This window comes from Kitasatospora sp. NBC_01300 (genome assembly GCF_041435235.1).
Taxonomy (GTDB): domain Bacteria; phylum Actinomycetota; class Actinomycetes; order Streptomycetales; family Streptomycetaceae; genus Kitasatospora.
Genome location: NZ_CP108408.1, coordinates 1,284,919 through 1,304,607, shown reverse-complemented (window position 1 = coordinate 1,304,607; position 19,689 = coordinate 1,284,919). Strand labels below are relative to the sequence as shown.

Below are 19,689 nucleotides of genomic sequence, written 5' to 3'. Positions count from 1 at the left end.
ACGGGCCCGCCCGCCGCTCGTTCGCACGACGGTGACGACAGGCACGCCGGCGACGACAGGCACGACGGTGATGGCAAGCACGCCGGCGACGACAAGCATGACGGTGATGACAAGGAGGAGGGCTGCCAGATGGCCCGCAGGAAGATCGGGAAGAGGGCGCGGTTGGGCCTGCTCGTCGGGGTGGTCGGCGCGGTGGTGGTCGCCGGGGCCACGGTCCTCGGGGTGACGGCCTGGGGCGAACCGGAGGAACGGGCGGTGACCATGGACGAGGCGTCCCGGCTGGCGCTGTCCCGGCTGACGCTGTACCAGGCCAGCCCGGCGGCCGTGACGCTCACCGCGGCGGAGGGCGGCGGCGTGCAGATCCGGGTGGAGGGCGTGGTGGACTACCGCACCCGCCGGGGGGTGGGCCGCTACCAGGTGTCCGGGGCCTCGGGCCAGCTCGACCACGGCCTGATCATCTGGGACGGCGACGGCCTCGGGCTGGCCCCGGAGCCGGCCGCCTCCGGCCCCGCCTGGGAGCAGGCCGAGCACGTCCCCCGCTCCGGCTGGTCGCCGCGCTCCTACACGGCGGACCCGCTGGACGCCGGGCTCGGCCTGCTGGTCCGCCTCGGCGCGGACCGGCCGGACAACCCGCTGCTGCTCGCCCAGTCCGGGGCGCGCCTGCTCGGCCGGGACCGGATCGACGGCCGCGACTACGACCGCTTCTCGGGCCCGCGCGCCCAGGGCGCCGCCCCGGACGGCGGGCCGTCGCCGCTGACCTACTGGGTCGACGGCGCCGGCTCGCTGCGCCGGGTCACCATGCGGATGTCCGGCCTGGGCACCCCGACGACCGTCGACCTCACCGGGCGGCAGGACGGCGTGCGGATGCCGGAGGCGCCGTGGGCCGCCGGGTGAGGCCCCGGGGCCGCCGGGGCCGCGGCTCACCGGGGCCCGGGCTCACCGGGGTTGCGGCACGGCGGAGGTGTCCGTGGGCAGGGCGTAGCGGTCCGGGTCGACGGGCCCCGGCAGGTCCGTCGCCGGCCGGCCCGGCGCCGAGGGGTCGGGCAGGGAGGGCTGCGCGTCCGGGGCCCGCACCTGGTGGAACGGCACGCCGGGCGGCGCCATGACGGTGGCGGGCCGGCCGCCGGGGAGCGGGCCGCGGCCCTGCGCCCCGCACGCCGCCAGGCCCTCCAACTGCTCCGGGCTCTGGGTGTCGGGCGTGTTGCCGGTGAAGCAGTTGCCGGGGTCGGTGGAGGCCAGCACGAGGTCGACGCCGTTGCCCGTGGCGCGGTTGCCCTCGACGCGGTTGCCGCTCGCCGGGTGCCCGGGCGGGTCGGTGACGATGACCCCGGCGGCGCGGTTCCCCTGGACGAGGTTGCGCAGCACCTGGTTCGCGGTGCCGCCGCCGATCCCGAGGCCGATGCCGAAGCCGCCGTCCGCCTGCTCCGGGGTGTCGGCGGCGTTGTTGTCGGCGATCACGTTCCCGGCGATCACCGCGCCGTGCTGCGGGGCGAGGGATTCCAGGTCGTTGGAGTTCACCGTCACGCCGACCCGGTTGCCGACCACCCGGTTGCCGAGGATGCTGAGCCCGTCGGAGGCGTTGGTCAGCTCGATGCCGACCGCGTTGCGCTCCACGGTGTTGCCGTGCACGAGGGTGTCGCAGGGCTTGCACTGGCCGACGTAGATCCCGGAGTCGGCCTGCCCGGAGGCGTAGGAGTCCTCGATCACGCCGCCGCGCGCGTCGAAGGCGTAGATGCCGTACAGGCCGTTGTCGTACGCCGTCACCCGGGAGGCCCGGAAGCCCTGGACGGGCGGGAAGCGGTTGGTGTCGAGCGGGTCGTACGCGGAGCCGCCGGCGCCGTGCCGTTGCAGGTGCTCGTCGGTGACGCCGGTGAACAGGACGCCGTTGGCGAGGTAGCCGTGCACGGTGAGGTTCTCCACCACCGAGCCGGCGCCGGTGACGGTGATGCCGTTGACGAGCCGCACCCCGCCGTCGAGGACGACGCCGTTGCGGTCCGTCCCGCGCAGGACGATGCGCGGCTTGGTGATCCGGACGCTCTCCGGGTACACGCCCGGGTGGACCAGCACCGTGTCGCCCTCGCGCGCGACGTCCACGGCCTGCTGCACGGTCGGGAAGTCCTCCGGGACCTGGACGACCGTACCGGCCGGATGGCGCGCCTCGTCGGAGGAGGAGCCCGATGCCGCGCAGCCGGCCAGCGCCAGGGTGGCGGCGAGCAGCGCCGCGGACAGCCGTCGCAGCGGTCTCGTCGCACGTGCAGGTGAGGGTCGGTGGGTGAGTTGACGCATCATCGGGATTTGCATGAGAGGTGTTCTATCGTCTCCAATGTCGCCCATGCATGCCGAAACCGGAAAAGTGCGGAAACAGACGGAAGCCGCCGGATCCGGTGTGGAGCGGAGGGCGCTGCTCGCGGCCGGAGCGGTGCTCGCCGCCGGACTCGGCGCCGGCGTCCAGGCGTTGGCGCACGGCGGCCACGAAGGCGCCGCGCCGCACCCGGCGGCCCCGCCACCCGGACCGGCACCCCTCTTCCACGGCCCCCGCCAGGCCGGCGTGACCACACCGCCGCAACCCGCCACCCAGCTGCTGGCCTTCGACCTCGCACCCGCGACCACCGCCGGCGGCCGGGACGCCCTGCGCGGCCTGCTCGCGGACCTCACCCGGCTGCTGGCCGCCGCGACCGCCGGGAGCTCGCCGGACCTGCGGCTCCAGGGCGCCGAACCGGCCCGGCTCACCAGCCTGGTGGGCGTCGGCCCCGACCTCGCCGCCCGGCTCGGCCTGAACGTCCCGACCGCGCTCGCCGACCTGCCGGCCTTCGCCGGCGACCGCCTCGACCCGGCGCGCGGCGGCGGCGACGTCCTCCTCCAACTCTGCGGCGCCGACCGCTGGACGCTGACCGTCGTCGCCGAACTCGCCACCGCCGCCGCCCGCGCCGCCGGGGCCACGCCCCGCTGGACCCAGTCCGGCTTTCTGCCCGCCACCGCCCCGGGCACCACCGCCCGCAACCTGTTCGGCTTCAAGGACGGCACCGCCAACCCCGACGAGTCGACCGCCCGGCAGTGGGTCTGGGGTCCGGCGGGGGCGCACGAGAACGGCACCGTCCTGGTCTACCGGCGGATCCGGATGGACGTCGCCGCCTTCGCGGCCCTCCCCGCGGACCGGCGCGACCTGGTCATCGGCCGCCGCGCGGGCGACGGCGCCCCGCTCACCGGCAGCGCCGAACACGACGAACCGGACGTCTACGCCAAGAACCCGGACGGCTCCTACGTCATCCCCGCCACCGCCCACGTCCGGCTCAGCAGCCCCCGCCTCGACGGCGGCGCGCGCATGCTCCGCCGCGGCTACAGCTACGACGACGGCCCGGACGACCGCGGCCTGCTCTTCTGCGCCTTCATGCGCGACCCCGCCCAGTTCACCCGCGTCCAGACCCGCCTCGCCACCCGCGACGCCCTCAACCCGTTCGTCCAGCACCAGGCCTCCGCCGTCGCCTACGTCCTCCCCGGCGCCCCCGAGGGCGCCACCCTGGGCGAGCAGCTCTGGGGCTGAGGGGGAGCAGGGGCTTGCCCGCGACGGCCCGGGGGCCGGCGCGGGCTGCTCGCTGCGGGCGGCCCGGCGCCCCCGGCTACCAGGTGACCGGCAGGTGGGCGGGGCTGCGGGTGGTGGTGCCGAGTTGCCAGGTGAGCCGGTCGACGGGGGTGGTGAGGCGCAGGCCCGGGAGGGCGGCGGCGAGGCGGCGGAGGGATTCGCGCATTTCCAGGCGCATCCGCCAGGCGCCGAGGCAGTAGTGGGGGCCGGCGCTGAAGGCGAGGGTCGGGGCGGGCAGCGGGTGGTCGAGGCCGGCGTCGAGGCCCTCGGGGAAGACGGCGGTGTCGCGGTTGGCGCTGCCGAGGCTGACGGCGAGGACGGCGCCGGCGGGGATCCGGACGCCGCCGAGGTCGACCGGTTCGGTGGCGCGCCGGGTGGTGGCCTCGTCGTCGCCGAGCGGGATGAAGTGGAGGAGTCGTTCGGTGACGCGTTCGGTGGTGTCGGGATCGGCGAGTCGGGGCCACTGCTCGGGGCGTTCGCCGAGCAGGTAGACGAGGGCGTTGCCGAGGGCGCCGGTGACGCTCTCGTTGCCGCTGGCGGTGAGCCCGCAGACCAGGTAGACGAGTGATTCCTCGGGGACGCCGCCGTCCTGGTCGGCGGCCTGGACGAGGCGGCTGACCAGGTCCTCGCCGGGGTGGTGGCGGCGGCGGGCGATCAACTCGCCGGTGTAGGCGGCGTATTCGGCGAGCGCCTCGGCCGGGTCCAGGGTGCCGTCCGCCGCGTCGCCACTGTCGTCCGGGGTGCCGTCGGCGAGGATCGCCCTGGTCCAGCGGCGGAGCCGTTGCTCGTCGAGGCGGTCCGGGCCGTCGCCGTCGAGCCCCATCAGGCGGCTGGTGACGGCGAAGGGCACCGGCCGGGTGAAGGCGGTGACCAGGTCGGCGGGGGTGCCGCCGGCCGCGAGGGCGTCGACGGCCTGCTGGACGCTCTCCGCGACCCAGGGCTGCCAGCCGGCGATGGCGCGCGCGGTGAAGGCCCGTTGGACGGTGCTGCGCAGCCGGCGGTGTTCCGGCCCGTCCTGGTTGAACATCGACGCCGGGTTGCTGGAGACGTCGGCGCCGCCGCCGGGGGTGCCGACGGTGGCCAGGTCGCCGCGGGTGAAGCGGGGGTCGGTGAGGGTCTGGCGGACGTCGTGGTAGCGGGTGACCAGCCAGGCGGGGGTGCCGTCGGGGAGGGTGGTGGGGTGGGGCGGCTGGGCGGGGGTGACGGGGAGTCGGTGCAACGGGGGGAGGGCGGGTGCGGCGGTGGACATGGGTCCCTTCGGGGTCGGCGGTCCGGCGCGGGATGAGAATCCAACTGTCTTATTTACGTAGATCGTTGGATTCCGCTGCTGCTTGTCCCGTTGGTCCCGATGGTAGCGATTCCACCTCCCCCGGTCAGGGTTTCACCGGGCCCGGCCCGTCAGCCCGTCAGTGGGCCGGTCCGTCGGTCGGCCAGCCCGAGGTCGCGCAGGTGGGCGGTGAGCGCGGCCGGGTCGACCGCCCCCGCGGTGAGCCCGACGTGGCCGTCGGGGCGGACCAGTACGACGGCGTCGCCGTCGATCCCGTAGGCGCGGCGGGCGTGGCCGCCGGGGTCGAGGACGCCGGCCCGGTGCACGCCCGGGAGGTCGGGCAGGGCGGTCAGGGCGGGGTGCTCGCCGAAGGCCAGCAGGGTGGCGTGCGGGCCGCGGAAGAGGTCGAACAGGCGGGTGGGGGCGCCGTCGGCGGTGGCGCAGGGCGCGTCCGGGGCGCGGTCCCCGGCGCGGATGCCGGTGGCGTCGTCCAGGTCGCGGCCGAGCGGCCCGCCCCGGTAGTGGACGGACAGCCCGGTGAGGTCGGCGCCGGCCGAGTTGGCCAGGCTGAGGAGCTGGTCGGTCAGGGCCCGGGCCCCGCCGTCGCCGCTGAACAGTGCCCGGTGCTGGGCGGAGGAGGCGGCCAGGACGGCGCGGGCGACGGGCAGCCGTTCGGCCTGGTAGCTGTCGAGGAGCGGGTCGGGGGCGCCGCGCAGCGCCGCCGCCAGCTTCCAGCCGAGGTTGTGCGCGTCCTGGATGCCGGTGTTCATGCCCTGGCCGCCGGCCGCGGACTGACAGTGGGCGGAGTCCCCGGCGAGGAACACCCGGCCCTCGCGGTAGCGCTCGACCATGCGTACGGTCGGCCGCCAGACGGTGGACCAGGTCGGCTCGTGCAGCCGGGCGCCGGGCAGGCCGGCCCGTTCGGCGAACAGCTGCCGGAAGGTGTCCAGGGTGGGGGCGGGCAGCCGCCCGTGCCCGTCGGGCGTGACGGAGGCGTGGACGGCCCAGGTGTCGTCCTGGCGCAGCGGGACCAGTACCAGGGCGCCGACGCCGAACCGGGGGTCGTCCCAGACGTGCAGGGCGTCCGGCGCGAACCCGTCCAGGCGCATCGTGGCCATCAGGAAGCGCTCCTCCTCCCAGGTCTCGCCGAGGAACGGGATGCCCGCGAGTTTGCGGACGGTGCTGCGGCCGCCGTCGCAGCCGACCAGGTAGCGGGCGGCGATCCGCTCGGTGGCGGCCCCGGCGCGCTCCCCGTGCTGGACGATGGCGAGGACGCCGTCCCCGTCCTGGGTGTGGTCGACGAGCCCGGTGTCCAGTTCGACCGTGACGCCGTAGTCGGCGAGCCGGTCGCGCAGCACGGCCTCGGTGTGGTGCTGGGCGAGCATCAGCAGGCCGCCGTAAGGGCGGTCGGGGGTCGGGGCGTTGGCGGGTGCCGGGTCGACCTCGTGGCGGAGCCGGTCGCCCCGGTAGCTGCGGATCTTGAGGTTGAGGTCGCCGCGGGCGAGGATCTCGCCGGCCACGCCGAGGTCGTCGAACACCTCCAGCGTCCGGGGGTTGACGCCCTTGCCGCGGACGCCGCGGTCGCGGAAGGCCGGGTCCCGTTCGATGATCCGGCAGTCGACCCCCGCGCGGGCCAGTCCGACGGCGAGCGTCAGTCCGACCGGGCCGGCGCCGACCACGAGGACGTCGGTCGTACGGGCAGTGCTCATGGCGGGCCCCTCCTCGACATAAGATACGAATCGTTTCTTAATCTCGACTGTAGACTCGGCCCGATAAGAAACGCAACGTATCTACAAGGATGGGTGCGGACCTCGGTGACGACCGGCAGCACAACGGAGGACGGACCGGCGGGCGGCAGGGCCTCCCGCCGGCGCGGCGACGAACTGGAACAGGCGATCCTTGACGCCGTCTGGGCCGAACTCGCCGACCACGGCTACGACCGGCTCACCATGGACGGTGTCGCCGCCCGCGCCCGGACCAGCAAACCGGTGCTCTACCGCCGCTGGCCCAACCGCGCCGCGCTGGTCGTCGCCGCCCTCGGCCGCAACGCCCCCGACTACCGGGAGCCGCCCGACACCGGCGAACTGCGGGCCGACCTCTCGCTCTTCCTGCGCAGGCTGCTGCACCGCTTCGACGACCTGCCGCAGGACGCCGTGCACGGCCTCCTGGTCGACCTGATGCGCGACCCCGAACTGCGCGAGCACTTCCGCGGGCTGGTCTCCCAGGGGCCGGTGGGCGGCCTGACGGCGATGCTGCGCCGCGCCGCCGACCGGGGCGAGATCAACCCCGCGCGGCTCACCCCCCGCACCTGCTCCCTCCCGCTCGACCTCCTGCGCGAGGCCGCCCTGCTCGGCGGCGGCGTCCCGCCCGACCGCGTCGTCGACGAGATCCTCGACGAGGTCGTCCTGCCGCTGCTCAGGGCGCCCTCCGCGGGCTGACCCGCGAGGCCGGGGTCCTATGCTCGGAGCCGGTCGAACATCCGTACGCGAAAGGGGTCCGCGCATGAGCGGCAGCGTGGTGGCGGTCAGCAGCAGCGCCGAGTACTCGTTCACCAAGCCGAACCGTGACGGCATCGTGCTGCTCACCGGGCTCGGGGTGGAGGGGGACGTGCACGCCGGGGTGACGGTCAAGCACCGTTCGAGGGTCGCCCAGGACCCGGACCAGCCCAACCTGCGCCAGGTCCACCTCATCCACGAGGAGCTCCTCACCGAACTCGGCGAGTCGGGCTTCGCGGTGGCGCCGGGCGCGCTCGGCGAGAACATCACCACCCGGGGCCTCGACCTGCTCGGCCTGCCGGTCGGCGCGGTGCTGCGGATCGGCCCCGAGGCGGTGCTGGAGGTCACCGGCCTGCGCAATCCGTGCCGGCAGATCGACGCCTACCGGCAGGGGCTGTTGAAGCAGGTCGTCGGGCGTGACGAGAGCGGCGCCGTCGTCCGCCGGGCCGGCATCATGACCGTCGTGCGCGCGGGCGGACCGGTCCTTCCCGGCGACGCGATCTCGGTGGAACTGCCGCCCGGCCCGCACCGCCCGCTCGACCGGGTCTGACCGGCTGCCCGGCCCGCATCCCGCCAGGCATACCCCCACCCCGTACACCGAACGCCCCCGACGGCCCTGCCGTCGGGGGCGTTCGGCGGACAGGGCCTAGCCGAGGCGGCCGACCAGGTCGTAGCCGGCCTCGTCCACGGCGGCGGCGACGGCCTCGTCGGCGAGCGGCAGGGTGCTGTCGACGGTGACCTGGCCGGCGGCGAGGTCCACGGCGACGTCGGTGATGCCGTCGATCTTCCGCAGTTCGGCGGTCACCGAGGTGACGCAGTGGCCGCAGGTCATGCCCTTCACCTGGAAGACGGCCCGCCCGGCGGTCCCGGTGGCGGGGGCCTCGGTGGCGCCGGTGCCGCAGGAGCCGCAGCAGGAGGCGGTGGTCTCGGCGGCGGGGGACTCGACGGCGACGGTGGTCTCGGACATGGGGGTGCTCCTGTCATCAGTGCCCGGCGCCGGCCGCGGGTGCGGCCGGCCGCTTCGCCTGGAGAACGTACCATACCCCCCAGGGGTAATTGAGGGCGGCGCCCGCGACGGCCGCGAACGGACTCGACCGATCGTCAACCGATCCTTGTGGCACTCTCGTTGCGCCCTTCCGGCAGGGTGGAAGCGGCCGCCCGCATCCCGGCGGCCGGCGCCGGCAGGCGGCCGATCCCATCACCCGAGGTGACACCCCATGGACCACACCACCCGACCCGGAGCGCGCGGGCCGCGCGGACTGCGCGAGATCCTGGCGGCCGGCGAGCGGACGTACTCCTTCGAGTTCTTCCCGGCCAAGGACGACGCCGGTGAGCGCTCCCTGTGGGCCGCGATCCGGCGGGTGGAGGCGGTCGCGCCGACCTTCGTCTCCGTCACCTACGGCGCCGGCGGCTCCTCGCGCGACCGCACCATCGAGACCACCGAGCGGATCGCCGCCCAGACCACGCTGCGGCCGGTGGCCCACCTGACCGCCGTCGGCCACTCCACCGCCGAACTCCAGGCCGTCCTGCGCCGCTACGCGGACGTCGGGATCCGCGACGTCCTCGCCCTGCGCGGCGACCCGCCCGGCAACCCGAACGGCGTCTGGCAGCCGCACCCCCGGGGCCTGCGGCACGCCGCCGAACTGGTCGAACTGGTCAAGAGCTGCGGCGCGTTCACGGTCGGGGTGGCGGCCTTCCCGGAGCGCCACCCGCGCTCGGCGGACTGGGCGGACGACATCCGGCACTTCGTCGCCAAGTGCCGGGCGGGCGCCGACTACGCCGTCACCCAGATGTTCTTCGACGTCGAGCACTACCTGCGGCTGCGCGACCGGCTCGCCGAGGCCGGCTGCGACACCCCGGTCATCCCGGAGATCATGCCGGCCACCGACGTCCGCCAGATCGCCCGCTTCGCCGAACTCAGCGGCGCCTCCTTCCCGGCGGGCCTGGCCGCACGGCTGGAGGCGGCCCGCGGCGACCGGCCGGCCGCGCACCGCATCGGCGTCGACCACGCCACCCGGATGGCCGAGCGCCTGCTCCGCGAGGGTGCGCCCGGCCTGCACTTCATCACGCTGAACCGCTCCACCGCGGCCCTGGAGATCCACCGCAACCTCGGGCTGGACCGGCCGGCGTGGCCGGCCCCGCTGGCGGCGGCCTGACGGGGGAGTGCCGCCCCCGGCGAGGTGCGAGGGGTGATACCCGGTACGGGTATATGGTGCTCGGCGCTGGCGAACCCGGGGCACCAGGGAAGGCGGACCCACCATGCACGCGATCCTGCACGCGCTGTCCATCGCCGGATCGATGACCTGGGAGATCACCTGGGCGCTGATCCTCGGCTTCCTGTTCTCCGCCGTCGTCCAGGCCGTCGTCCGCAAGTCCACCGTCGTCCGGCTGCTCGGCGACGACCGCCCCCGCACCCTCGGCGTCGCCGCGCTCCTCGGCGCGGCCTCCTCCTCCTGCTCGTACGCGGCCGTGGCCCTCGCCCGCTCGCTGTTCCGCAAGGGCGCGGACTTCACCGCCGCGATGGCCTTCGAGATCGCCTCGACCAATCTGGTCGTCGAACTCGGCGTCATCCTGGCCCTGTTGCTCGGCTGGCAGTTCACGGCGGCCGAGTTCGTCGGCGGGCCGGTGATGATCCTCGTCCTCGCCCTGCTCTTCCGGCTGCTGCTGCGTGACCGGCTGCTGCGCGAGGCCCGCGCCCAGGCGGAACGCGGCCTGGCCGGCTCGATGGAGGGCCACGCGGCGATGGACATGTCCGTCGCCGGGGAGGGCTCCTTCACCCGGCGGCTGCTGTCCCGGCGGGGCGTCACGGCCGTGTCGCACGTGTTCGTGATGGAGTGGGCGGCCATCCTCATGGACCTCGTCCTCGGGCTGCTCATCGCCGGTGCCATCGCCGCCTGGGTGCCGGACTCCTTCTGGCAGGCCTTCTTCTTCGCCGACCACCCGCTCGTCGGCCGGCTGTGGGGTCCGCTGGTCGGTCCGGTGGTGGCGATGGCGTCCTTCGTCTGCTCGATCGGCAACGTGCCGCTCGCGGTGGTGCTGTGGAAGGGCGGGATCAGCTTCGGCGGGGTCGTCGCGTTCATCTTCGCGGACCTGCTGATCCTGCCGATCCTCAACATCTACCGGAAGTACTACGGGCGCCGGACGGCCCTGTTCCTGCTCGGCACCTTCTACGTGGCCATGGTGGTGGCCGGCTACACCGTCGAGTTCCTCTTCGGCGCGCTCGGCCTGGTCCCCGACCGGCGCGAGGCCGAGATCCCGATGGCGGGCATCGAGTGGAACTACACCACCTGGCTGAACATCGCCTTCCTGCTCCTCGCCGCCGCCCTGCTCGCCCGCTTCCTGCGCACCGGCGGCCGCGCCATGCTCCGGATGATGGGCGGCGAGCCCGCGGCCGGGGACGGGCACCGGCACGACCAGCGCTGACGCCCGGCAGCGGGTACCTCCCGGGGGTTTCGGGCCGGGCGGATCGCCGGACCGGAAAATACCAGCCGGGGGTATCGGTCCATGCTTGCCTCGGGTACCCCTAGGGGGTATAAAGGAACCCGACGCCGACCGATACCCCCCTAGGGTATGAAGGCCGGGCCGGAGACGCTCAGCGCGTTCCCGGAACGACGACTGTCACGAGGAGCAACGATGACCACCCAGGCACCCGCCTCCACGGAGGTGGAACTCTCGATCGGCGGTATGACCTGCGCCTCGTGCGCGGCCCGGATCGAGAAGAAGCTGAACCGCATGGACGGCGTCTCGGCGAGCGTCAACTACGCCACCGAGAAGGCGAAGGTCGCCTTCCCCGCGGGCGTCGACGTCGCCGACCTGATCGCCACCGTCGAGGCCACCGGCTACAGCGCCGCGCTGCCGAAGCCGCCGGCCGCCGAAGGCCCGGCCGGGCAGGCCGAGTCGGCCGACGAACTCGCCCCGCTGCGCCAGCGGCTGGTCACGGCGGTGGCGCTCGCGGTGCCGGTGATCGCGATGGCGATGGTGCCGGCCCTGCAGTTCGACAACTGGCAGTGGCTGTCGCTGGTGCTGGCCGCGCCGGTGGTCACCTACGCCGCCTGGCCGTTCCACCGCGCCGCCTGGACCAACCTCAAGCACGGCGCCGCGACCATGGACACCCTGGTCTCGCTCGGCACCGGCGCCGCGTTCCTCTGGTCCCTGTGGGCGCTGTTCCTCGGCGACGCCGGAATGCCGGGCATGCGGCACGGCTTCGAGCTGACCATCGCCCGCAGCGACGGCCCGTCGAACATCTACCTGGAGGCGGCGGCCGGCGTCACCGCCTTCATCCTGGCCGGCCGCTACTTCGAGGCCCGCTCCAAGCGCACCGCGGGCGCCGCGCTCCGGGCGCTGCTGGAACTGGGGGCCAAGGACGTCACCGTGCTGCGCGGCGGGGCCGAGGTCCGGATCCCGGTCGGCGGTCTGGCCGTGGGCGACCGGTTCGTGGTGCGGCCCGGCGAGAAGATCGCCACCGACGGCGTGGTGGCCGAGGGGGCCTCGGCGGTGGACGCCTCGATGCTCACCGGCGAGTCCGTACCGGTCGAGGTCTCCGTCGGCGACCAGGTCACCGGCGCCACCGTCAACGCCGGCGGCCGGCTGGTCGTCGAGGCCACCCGGATCGGCGCGGACACCCAGCTGTCCCGGATGGCCCGGCTGGTCGAGGACGCGCAGAACGGCAAGGCCGCCGCCCAGCGCCTCGCCGACCGGATCTCCGCCGTCTTCGTCCCGATCGTGATCGTCCTGGCGGTGGCCACCCTCGGCTACTGGCTGGGCACCGGCGAGGGCTGGACCGCCGCCTTCACGGCAGCGGTCGCGGTGCTGATCATCGCCTGCCCGTGCGCCCTGGGCCTGGCCACCCCGACCGCGCTCATGGTCGGCACCGGCCGCGGCGCCCAGCTGGGCGTCCTGATCAAGGGCCCCGAAGTACTGGAGTCCACCCGCAAGGTCGACACCGTCGTCCTGGACAAGACCGGCACCGTCACCACCGGCCGGATGACCCTGCTCGCCGTGCACACCGCCGAGGGCGTCGGCGAGGCCGAGGCGCTGCGGCTGGCCGGCGCCCTGGAGCACGCCTCCGAGCACCCGATCGCCGCCGCGATCGCCACCGCCGCCGCCGAGGCCGGTGAGCTGCCCGCGGTCGAGGGCTTCGAGAACGTACCGGGCCTGGGCGTCCAGGGCGTGGTCGACGGCCACGCGGTGGTCGCCGGCCGGGAGGCGCTGCTGAACGACTGGTCGCAGTACCTGCCGGAGGGCCTGGCCGCGGCCAAGCGCGCCGCCGAGGCGGCCGGGCGGACCGCGATCGCGGTGGGCTGGGACGGCGAGGCCCGGGCCGTCCTGGAGGTCGCGGACGCGGTCAAGCCGACCAGCGCCGAGGCGATCGCCCGGCTGCGCGGCCTGGGCCTGACCCCCTTGCTGCTGACCGGCGACAACCGGGCGGTCGCCGAGGCCGTCGCCGCCGAGGTCGGCATCGCCCCGGAGCACGTCATCGCCGAGGTCATGCCGCAGGACAAGGTGGAGACCGTCAAGCGGCTCCAGGCCGAGGGCAGGGTCGTGGCGATGGTCGGCGACGGCGTCAACGACGCGGCCGCCCTCGCCCAGGCCGACCTGGGCCTGGCCATGGGCACCGGCACCGACGCCGCGATCGAGGCCGGCGACCTCACCCTGGTCCGCGGCGACCTGCGCTCGGCGGCCGACGCCATCCGGCTCTCCCGCAAGACCCTGGCCACCATCAAGAGCAACCTGTTCTGGGCCTTCGGCTACAACGTCGCCGCCCTGCCGCTGGCCGCGGCCGGGATGCTCAACCCGATGATCGCGGGGGCCGCGATGGCCTTCTCCTCGGTCTTCGTGGTCGGCAACAGCCTGCGGCTGCGCCGCTTCCGCTGAGCCCGTTCGAACGCCGAACCGCCCACCCTGCTGGACCCGCCCGAGCCGCCGGCGCCCCGGAACCGCACCAGGTTCCGGGGCCCTGGCGCATCCCGGACCCCGGCCTGTCGCCGGACACTCCGCTCAGCCCCGCGAAGCCCCGCTCAGCCCTGCTCGGGCAGCGCCACCGCCTGCCACCGGTACGCCGCGTCCTCCTGCCAGCACTGCAACTCGCCCTCCACCACCGCGGCCAGGCACAGCCGCCAGTCCTCGCCCATCGCGAGCGCGACCCGGGTGGCCGGGCGCAGCGTCGGCCGCCACCAGCGCGGACGCCGGGAGGCGCCGCCGGCCGGCAGTCGCAGCCGGACGCCGCCCGCGCCGGCCAGCGCCACCGTCGGGCCGCCCCGGTGGCCGGCCATCGCGACGCCGAGGGAGGGCTCGCCGTCGCCGATCTCGGGGGCCGTGCCGGCCGTGCCGAGGGTGTGCAGCTGGACGGAGCCGTCCGGGCGCAGCGTCGCGGCCTGCGGGCCGGCGGAGGTGCGGGCCAGCGCCCCGGCGCGCAGGGCGCCGGGCGGCCCCAGCGGGGCGGGGCCCTGCGCCGAGCCCGGTCGCCAGCTCAGCACCCGCTCCCGGTGCTCGACCAGGACCAGCCAGGATCCGGCCCGCTCCTCCAGGGCGGCGAGCACCCGGTCGGCCGGGCAGCCGGGCAGCTCCTGGCCGGTGAGGGTGAGGCCGGGCGCCCAGCGGTAGGAGCGCAGGGCGCCGCCGGCCGCCGTCCAGACCGTCATCTCCCCGGCGGAGTTGACCGCCCCGGCGAGCCCGCTGACGCCGCGCGCGGCCTCCCACCAGCCGGCCGAGGTGCCGACCCAGAGCGTCCCGCCGCGGTCCTCGGCGCAGACCACCAGTTCGCCCTGGCCGCCGGCCCAGCCGGCCAGCAACTCCCTGACCGGGCCGGGCCCCTGGCCGGCCGGCAGGCGCTGCCCGTGGTGTCCGGGGCCGGCCAGTGCGGTGCCGTCGGCGCCGCCGGTGACCAGCAGCGGCCGGCCGGCCCGGTCGGGCAGGACGGCCAGGCCCGCGGTGCGCGCCACCGGCCGGCGGGAGCGCAGGAGTTCACGGCCGCGGCCCACCCAGGGGCCGAGCGGGGAGGGGCGGCGGTCCGGTTCGCGGGCGAGCGGTTCGCAGGCCCAGCGCGCCAGGTCCTCGCCGTAGCCGGCGGCCAGGAGTTCGGCGCGGGCCTGTTCGGCGGCGAGCCGGTGGTCGAGCCGGCCGTGGTCGGGCAGCAGCAGGGTGCGGGCGAGGGTGCCGACCGCGAACAGGTCCTTGGCGGTGGTGGGGAAGCCGCCGACCTGCTCGGCCTCCGGCGGGACGTGCCCGGGGGTGAACACCGCGACGGTGAGGGTGTGGTCGAGCGGGGCCAGGAAGGTCAGGTCGATCAGCTTGACCTGGTTCTGGGCGTCCACCAGGACGTTGGCGGGGGAGATGTCGCGGTGCACCCAGCGTTTGCGGTGCAGTTCGTCGACGATCCGGCAGAGCCGGGCCAGCACCTCGGCCACCGCCGCCGGGCCGCCGCGCTGGGTGCGGGCCCAGGTGTGCAGCGGCACGCCCTCGACCCAGGGGGAGATCTGGTAGCCGAGCAGCCCGGCGGAGGGCGCGGCGCCGGGCCGGTGCGGGGAGGGGCCGAGCAGGAAGCTGGGCACCACCAGGTCGGTCACGTCCAGGCGGTGGGCGTTGTGCGAGACGTCGTCCCAGCGGCCGAGCCAGCGCCGCACCTCGGAGGGGTCGCGCTCCAGCATGATCTTCGCGGCGACGAGTTCCTTGAGCCCGCTGTGGCCGGTCCGCACCGCCCGCCACACCTCGGCCTCGCCGCCCCGGTGGTGGAATTCCAGGAGCTCGTACTGCTCGGGGTCGAACTCCGGCCCGAACCGGAGCCCGGGCACCCAACGCGACTCGGACACGCATCCCCCGACTGGACCCTGTTGGCCTGTTCGCCCTGACCCGGCCTCGGGCCGGTTCCCGCGCGGTGGTTCTCGCACCGCTTCCGCTGCGTCGCCCAGGATAGTGCTCAATTCTGTTCGTCTGTCCGGTGGAGGGCCTATTCTGATGGGCGCCCGAGCAACATCGAAACAGCGTCAAGTCATGATCACACACCGTGTGTTGATCATCGAGTGGCGTATTTCCAAACGCAGGGGGACAGTGCATGGTGCAGCTCGCGGTGCTGCTGATCGTGGTGGCACTGGCCGGTGCGGCAGCCGTCGTACTGGCCCGCCGCCGACGGAGCCTGGACACCCAGGCCGTGGCCAAGGCCCTGGCCGCGGCCGCCGAACGGCTCGCCGCCGGCAAGGCCCCGCAGGCCCGTCGCCGCTACGCGCGCCTCGCCCAACGGCTCGCCGCCGGCCCCGAGGAACTGCGCCCGCAACGCGGCCTCGCCCTGCTCGGCCAGGCCGAGGCCACCGTCCCCACCGGCGACCAGCAGGCCACCCTCGCCCTGCACCGCGAGGCCTTCCCGCTGCTCGCCGACCCGGCCCGGCAACTGCCCCGGTGGAGCCTGCACCGCCTCGCCGAGGAGCGGATATCCGCCCCCGAGGGCGACCTCGGGCCGCTGCTCGCCTTCCTCCAGGCCACCGCCGACGGCGCCGAACCCGGTGAGGAGGCCGCAGCCGCCGCCCGTGCCACGGACTGGCTCCAACGGCTCTGCCACGAGGGCTCCCCCGAGCAGCGCGAGAGCGCCACCACCCGGTCGCTGGCCGCACTGCCCGGCCGGGACTGGCCGGTCCTGGCCCGGGCCGCCCTGCTGCGCGGCACCGACCGCGCCGCCGAGGCCGAGACCCTGCTCGCCGCGGCAGCCCCCGGCGGCAGCGGCGAACTCTGGTTCCGCTGGGGCGCCCAGCTGTTCACCCTGCACCGGGACGAACCCGCCGTCACCGCCTTCGACGAGGCGCTGCGCCGGGGCCCCGGCGAGCCCTCCCCGTGGGGGCGCGGCCCGGCGCTGCGCACCGAGAGCCTGCTCTTCCGGGGCCTGGCCCGGCAGCGACTCGGCGCCACCGACGCAGCCTGGTCCGACCTCGCGGCCGCCGCCACCGAGACCCCCGGCGACCCCCGCCCCCGCTACGCCCTCGGCAGGCTCGCCCTGCTGCTCGGCGCCGACGATCAGGCCCGGGACCAGTTCACCGCCGCCCTGACCGTCCAACCCTCCTTCGCCCCGGCCCGGTTCGGCCTCGCCCTGGTGCACGAGCGGGCCGCGCGCCCCGCCGAGGCGGCCGCCGACTACCGCACCGGCCTCGACCTCGCCCCCGACTGGCGCCCCGCCCGGGTCCGGCTCGGCGCGGCCCTGCTCGCCGCCGGGCAGGCCGCCGAGGCTGCGCCCGTCCTCGGCGCCGAGGCGGACGTCGAACCGGACTCCCGCTGGGCCCGGATCGCCGCCTTCCACCACGGTCTCGCCCTTGCCCGCACCGACGACCCGGCCGGCGCCCTCGCCCGCTGGGAGCCGCTGCACGACGAGGACCTGCGCGAACGGCAGGCCCTGGCCCGCGACCGGCTCGCCCGCACCCGGCTGGCCGACGACCCGGTGGCCGCCCGGGAGCTCTGGCAGCAGGCCGCCGCCGACCACCCGGCCGCCCCCGGCTACCGGGCCGCGCTGCGCGAGGCCGCCCTGCGCGAGGCCGCGCACCTGCTGATCACCGGCCGCGACCGGCCCGAACCCCGCGAGCGGGCCGCCGCCGCCCTCGCCCTCGCCGACACCCTGCCCGGCTCCGTCACCCACCGGCAGGCCCGGCTGCGCGCCGCCCTCGCCCTGGCCGGGGGCTCCACCGAACCGCTGGGCACCCTGCTCGACGCCGCCACCGGGCCGCGCGACCGCTACCACCTGGCCGCCGCCGCCCTGCTGACCGGCCGTCCGGTCCAGACCATCGCCCTGCTCGCCCCGCTCGCCCCCGACCCGGCCGGTGACCCGGCCCTCGCCCGGCTGCGGGCGCTGCTCGCCGAACGGGCCGGCAACTGGGCCGCCGCACTGGACTGGTACCGCCACTTCCTGACCGCCGGCCAGGCCCCCGAACCGCCGCAGCCCCCGCCCGCGACGGCCGACTGCGCCATCTGCCCCGCCCCCGCCACCGCCACCGCCACCGGCACCTGCCCCGTCCCCGCCACCGGCACCTGCGCCGGCTGCGGCCGGGAGGTCTGCGCCGCCCACCTGCACCGCCCCGCCGACGACGCCTCGCCGCGTTGCGTGCGCTGCGTCGGCCCCGCACTGCGCGCCGTCCTGGACTGCGCCCGCCGGGCCGGGGTGCCCGAGCAGGCCGAACCCGTCCTCGCCGCCTGGGCGCAGGCCCTCGGCGACAGCCCCGCCGCCGCGCCCGCACGGCTGGACCTCGCCCTGCTGCGGGCCGAACTCGGCCGACTGGACGAGGCGTTGGCCGACCTGCCGGCGGACGCGGCCGCCGCGCGCGGGGCCGTCCTGATCCGCCGGGCCGGCGCCGCCCTCGACGCCGGGGAGCCCGGACGCGCGGCCGGCGACCTGCGCCAGGCCCTCACCCTCGCCCCGGGCCGGCCGCAGGCCGCCGCCGCGCTCGTCCTGCTCGCCGAGCACGAGGCCCACCAGCACGCCGTCGAGGGCCGCCACCGCGAGGCCTGGGACGGCTACCACGCCCTGCTGCTCAAGGACCCGGCCCACCCCCGGCTGCTGCACGCGCTCGGCCTGGCCGGCTACCGGCTCGCGGTCTCCCTCCAGGCTGGCCCGGAAGCCCCGGAGAGTCCGGACGGCGCCGGGCCGGACGAGCGGATCTGGACCTGGACGCTCGGCTGCCTGGTCGCCGCCCTGCACCAGCCCGACCTGTGGGCGGAGTCCGCCCGGATCACCGGCCGCCCGGCCGAACCGCAGCGGATGTCCACCGCCCGCGGCGCGCTCACCGACCGCCTCCGCGAGGACCTGCGCGCCCTGGACCGGGCCGCCGGCCGCACCGGCGACGAGGTCACCGCCTGGACCCTGCGCCTCGGCATGGAGGCGCACAGCGCCGAAGCCTTCGCCCAGGAGGGCGTCCGGATCGCCCTGCCCGGCCGCCCCGCCCGGCGCCTCGCCCTCGGCCCCGCGCTCGACCGGCTGCTCCGCCAGGAGCCCGAACTCGCAGCCTGGGCAGCCGGGTTCGACGAGGCCGTACGGGCCTGGCGGCAGCCGGAAACCCCCGACGGGCACCCGCTGACCAGGGCCCTCGGCCTGTTCGGCGACCTCGGCCCGCAGCGCTACCTGCTCCTCCAGGGCCGCCAGGCCGCCGCGGTCGGCGCCCTGGACGCGGTGCCCGAGGCCGAACGCGGAACGGGCTGGCGGGACCTGCTCGGCGAGAGCCTGGTCAGCGAGGCCCGCGAGCACCACCGCAACCAGGACTGGCGCGAGGCCCTGGACTGCCTCACCCGCGCCCGGGCCGTGCCCGGCGCCGTCCTGCCCGCCGACGCGCCCGCGATCGCCGCCGAGTGCGGCGTCCGGGCCGCCCGCGCCCTGCTCAAGAGCAGCGACGACGACCAGGCGGGCGCCACCGAACTCCTGGAGAAGGCCCTCGCGCTGGCCCCCGACCACCCCGAGGTGCGCGGCGACCTCGGCGCCACCTACGCCCAGTGGGCCCGCAAGATCAACAACGAGGACAAGGACTACCCCCGCGCCCTGGTCCTGCTGCGCAAGAGCATGGAACTCGCCCCCGGCGACCCGACCGCCGTCCACTTCCTGGAGGCCGCCCTCGGCAACCGGGCCGGCCAGCTCAGCCGCCCCGACGCCCCCGAAGCGGAACTGGAGGAGGCCGCCGACGCGTGGCGGGAGCTGATCGCGCTCAACCCCGACCCGGACCACCGGCTCGGCCTCGCCTTCGTGCTGCGCCACCTCTCCCGCATCGCCGCCTTCGCGGACCACCGCGCCCTCGCCGTCGACCGGATGGCGCAAGCCCTGCGCGCCGACCCGGAATGGGACGGCGACACCGAGGAGGAGGCCCCGCGCCGGGTCGCCGTGATGCTGGCCAACCACATGCTGGACAACCTCCAGGGCAGCCCGTTCACCACCCAGGCCGCCATGCTCCAGAAGGCCCGGTCCTACGACGACTCGGACGAGATCCGCCGCCTGATGGTCAGCGTCTGGCGCGGCGAGGCCATCGGCCACTACGAGGCCCACCGCTACCGCGACGCGATCCGGCTGCTGGAGGAGGCGCTCGCGCTCTCCCGCACCCCGGAGGACGTCGCCAAGCTGCACGTCGAACTCAGCGTCGTCTACAGCTCCTACGCCGTCAGCCGGGCCAACCTGCGCCAGTTCCGGGAGGCCCGCTCGCTGATCGGCAAGGCCGTCGAGTACAACCCGGACGACCGCGACCTGCGCGCCCTGCAACGGAGGATCGGCGCGCTGCGCTGACGGCAACCGCGGCGCCGCCGTCGTCGTCGTAGCCCATGCACCCGTTCCTGATCCGCAGCCGCAGCCAATCCCTGAGCCGCAACCGATCCCTGAGTCCCCGTCAGCCGTGAGGAGA

Annotated in this window: 13 protein-coding genes; 8 read left to right on the top strand and 5 right to left on the bottom strand. The window is 75.8% G+C overall.

From position 1 onward, the window contains the following. Positions 1 to 129 precede the first annotated feature (129 nt). Positions 130 to 894 carry a hypothetical protein gene (locus tag OG556_RS05570; RefSeq protein ID WP_371516131.1) on the top strand — a complete coding sequence of 255 codons (765 nt, stop codon included), beginning with the start codon at positions 130 to 132 and terminating at the stop codon, positions 892 to 894. Between the two features lie 42 nt (positions 895 to 936). Here OG556_RS05570 and OG556_RS05565 read toward each other — a convergent pair whose 3' ends face one another. After that, complete coding sequence (locus tag OG556_RS05565; RefSeq protein ID WP_371516130.1) at positions 937 to 2,301, bottom strand: nitrous oxide reductase family maturation protein NosD; 1,365 nt, start codon at positions 2,299 to 2,301, stop codon at positions 937 to 939. A gap of 85 nt (positions 2,302 to 2,386) precedes the next feature. Between OG556_RS05565 and OG556_RS05560 the strand changes: the two genes are divergently transcribed. Then, the gene (locus tag OG556_RS05560) at positions 2,387 to 3,541 is read left to right on the top strand and encodes a Dyp-type peroxidase (RefSeq protein WP_371516129.1); all 1,155 of its coding nucleotides are present in this window, start codon (positions 2,387 to 2,389) and stop codon (positions 3,539 to 3,541) included. A gap of 76 nt (positions 3,542 to 3,617) precedes the next feature. Here the strand turns inward: OG556_RS05560 and OG556_RS05555 are convergent, their stop codons facing one another. Next, complete coding sequence (locus OG556_RS05555; protein WP_371516128.1) at positions 3,618 to 4,829, bottom strand: cytochrome P450; 1,212 nt, start codon at positions 4,827 to 4,829, stop codon at positions 3,618 to 3,620. A gap of 149 nt (positions 4,830 to 4,978) precedes the next feature. Continuing rightward, on the bottom strand, positions 4,979 to 6,556 hold the full coding sequence (locus OG556_RS05550) for an FAD-dependent monooxygenase (RefSeq protein ID WP_363627522.1): 1,578 nt from the start codon (positions 6,554 to 6,556) through the stop codon (positions 4,979 to 4,981). A gap of 105 nt (positions 6,557 to 6,661) precedes the next feature. On the opposite strand from OG556_RS05550, the gene OG556_RS05545 reads away from it, so the two are divergent. Together OG556_RS05545 and OG556_RS05540 are read left to right on the top strand one after the other, a co-directional pair. Beyond that, complete coding sequence (locus OG556_RS05545) at positions 6,662 to 7,285, top strand: TetR/AcrR family transcriptional regulator (protein ID WP_371516127.1); 624 nt, start codon at positions 6,662 to 6,664, stop codon at positions 7,283 to 7,285. Between the two features lie 64 nt (positions 7,286 to 7,349). Continuing rightward, entirely contained in the window at positions 7,350 to 7,892 is a 543-nt protein-coding gene (locus OG556_RS05540) for an MOSC domain-containing protein (RefSeq protein ID WP_363627524.1), read from the top strand. Positions 7,893 to 7,988: 96 nt separating this feature from the next. Here the strand turns inward: OG556_RS05540 and OG556_RS05535 are convergent, their stop codons facing one another. Next, positions 7,989 to 8,309 (bottom strand): cation transporter, encoded by a 321-nt coding sequence (locus OG556_RS05535; protein WP_363627525.1) that lies wholly within the window; start codon positions 8,307 to 8,309, stop codon positions 7,989 to 7,991. A gap of 250 nt (positions 8,310 to 8,559) precedes the next feature. On the opposite strand from OG556_RS05535, the gene metF reads away from it, so the two are divergent. From metF to OG556_RS05520, 3 genes are all read left to right on the top strand, one after another. Then, the gene (gene metF / locus OG556_RS05530) at positions 8,560 to 9,498 is read left to right on the top strand and encodes a methylenetetrahydrofolate reductase [NAD(P)H] (protein ID WP_371516126.1); all 939 of its coding nucleotides are present in this window, start codon (positions 8,560 to 8,562) and stop codon (positions 9,496 to 9,498) included. 103 nt (positions 9,499 to 9,601) lie between these two features. Next, positions 9,602 to 10,765: a permease gene (locus OG556_RS05525; protein WP_371516125.1), complete on the top strand. Its 1,164-nt coding sequence runs from the start codon at positions 9,602 to 9,604 to the stop codon at positions 10,763 to 10,765. A 210-nt stretch (positions 10,766 to 10,975) separates the two neighbouring features. Further along, positions 10,976 to 13,216, top strand: a complete 2,241-nt coding sequence (locus tag OG556_RS05520) for a heavy metal translocating P-type ATPase (RefSeq protein ID WP_371516124.1) — start codon at positions 10,976 to 10,978, stop codon at positions 13,214 to 13,216. A 143-nt stretch (positions 13,217 to 13,359) separates the two neighbouring features. On the opposite strand, the gene OG556_RS05515 is transcribed toward OG556_RS05520, so the two are convergent. Further along, complete coding sequence (locus OG556_RS05515) at positions 13,360 to 15,150, bottom strand: protein kinase (protein ID WP_371516123.1); 1,791 nt, start codon at positions 15,148 to 15,150, stop codon at positions 13,360 to 13,362. A 242-nt stretch (positions 15,151 to 15,392) separates the two neighbouring features. Between OG556_RS05515 and OG556_RS05510 the strand changes: the two genes are divergently transcribed. Then, the gene (locus tag OG556_RS05510) at positions 15,393 to 19,574 is read left to right on the top strand and encodes a hypothetical protein (RefSeq protein WP_371516122.1); all 4,182 of its coding nucleotides are present in this window, start codon (positions 15,393 to 15,395) and stop codon (positions 19,572 to 19,574) included. Positions 19,575 to 19,689 lie beyond the last annotated feature (115 nt).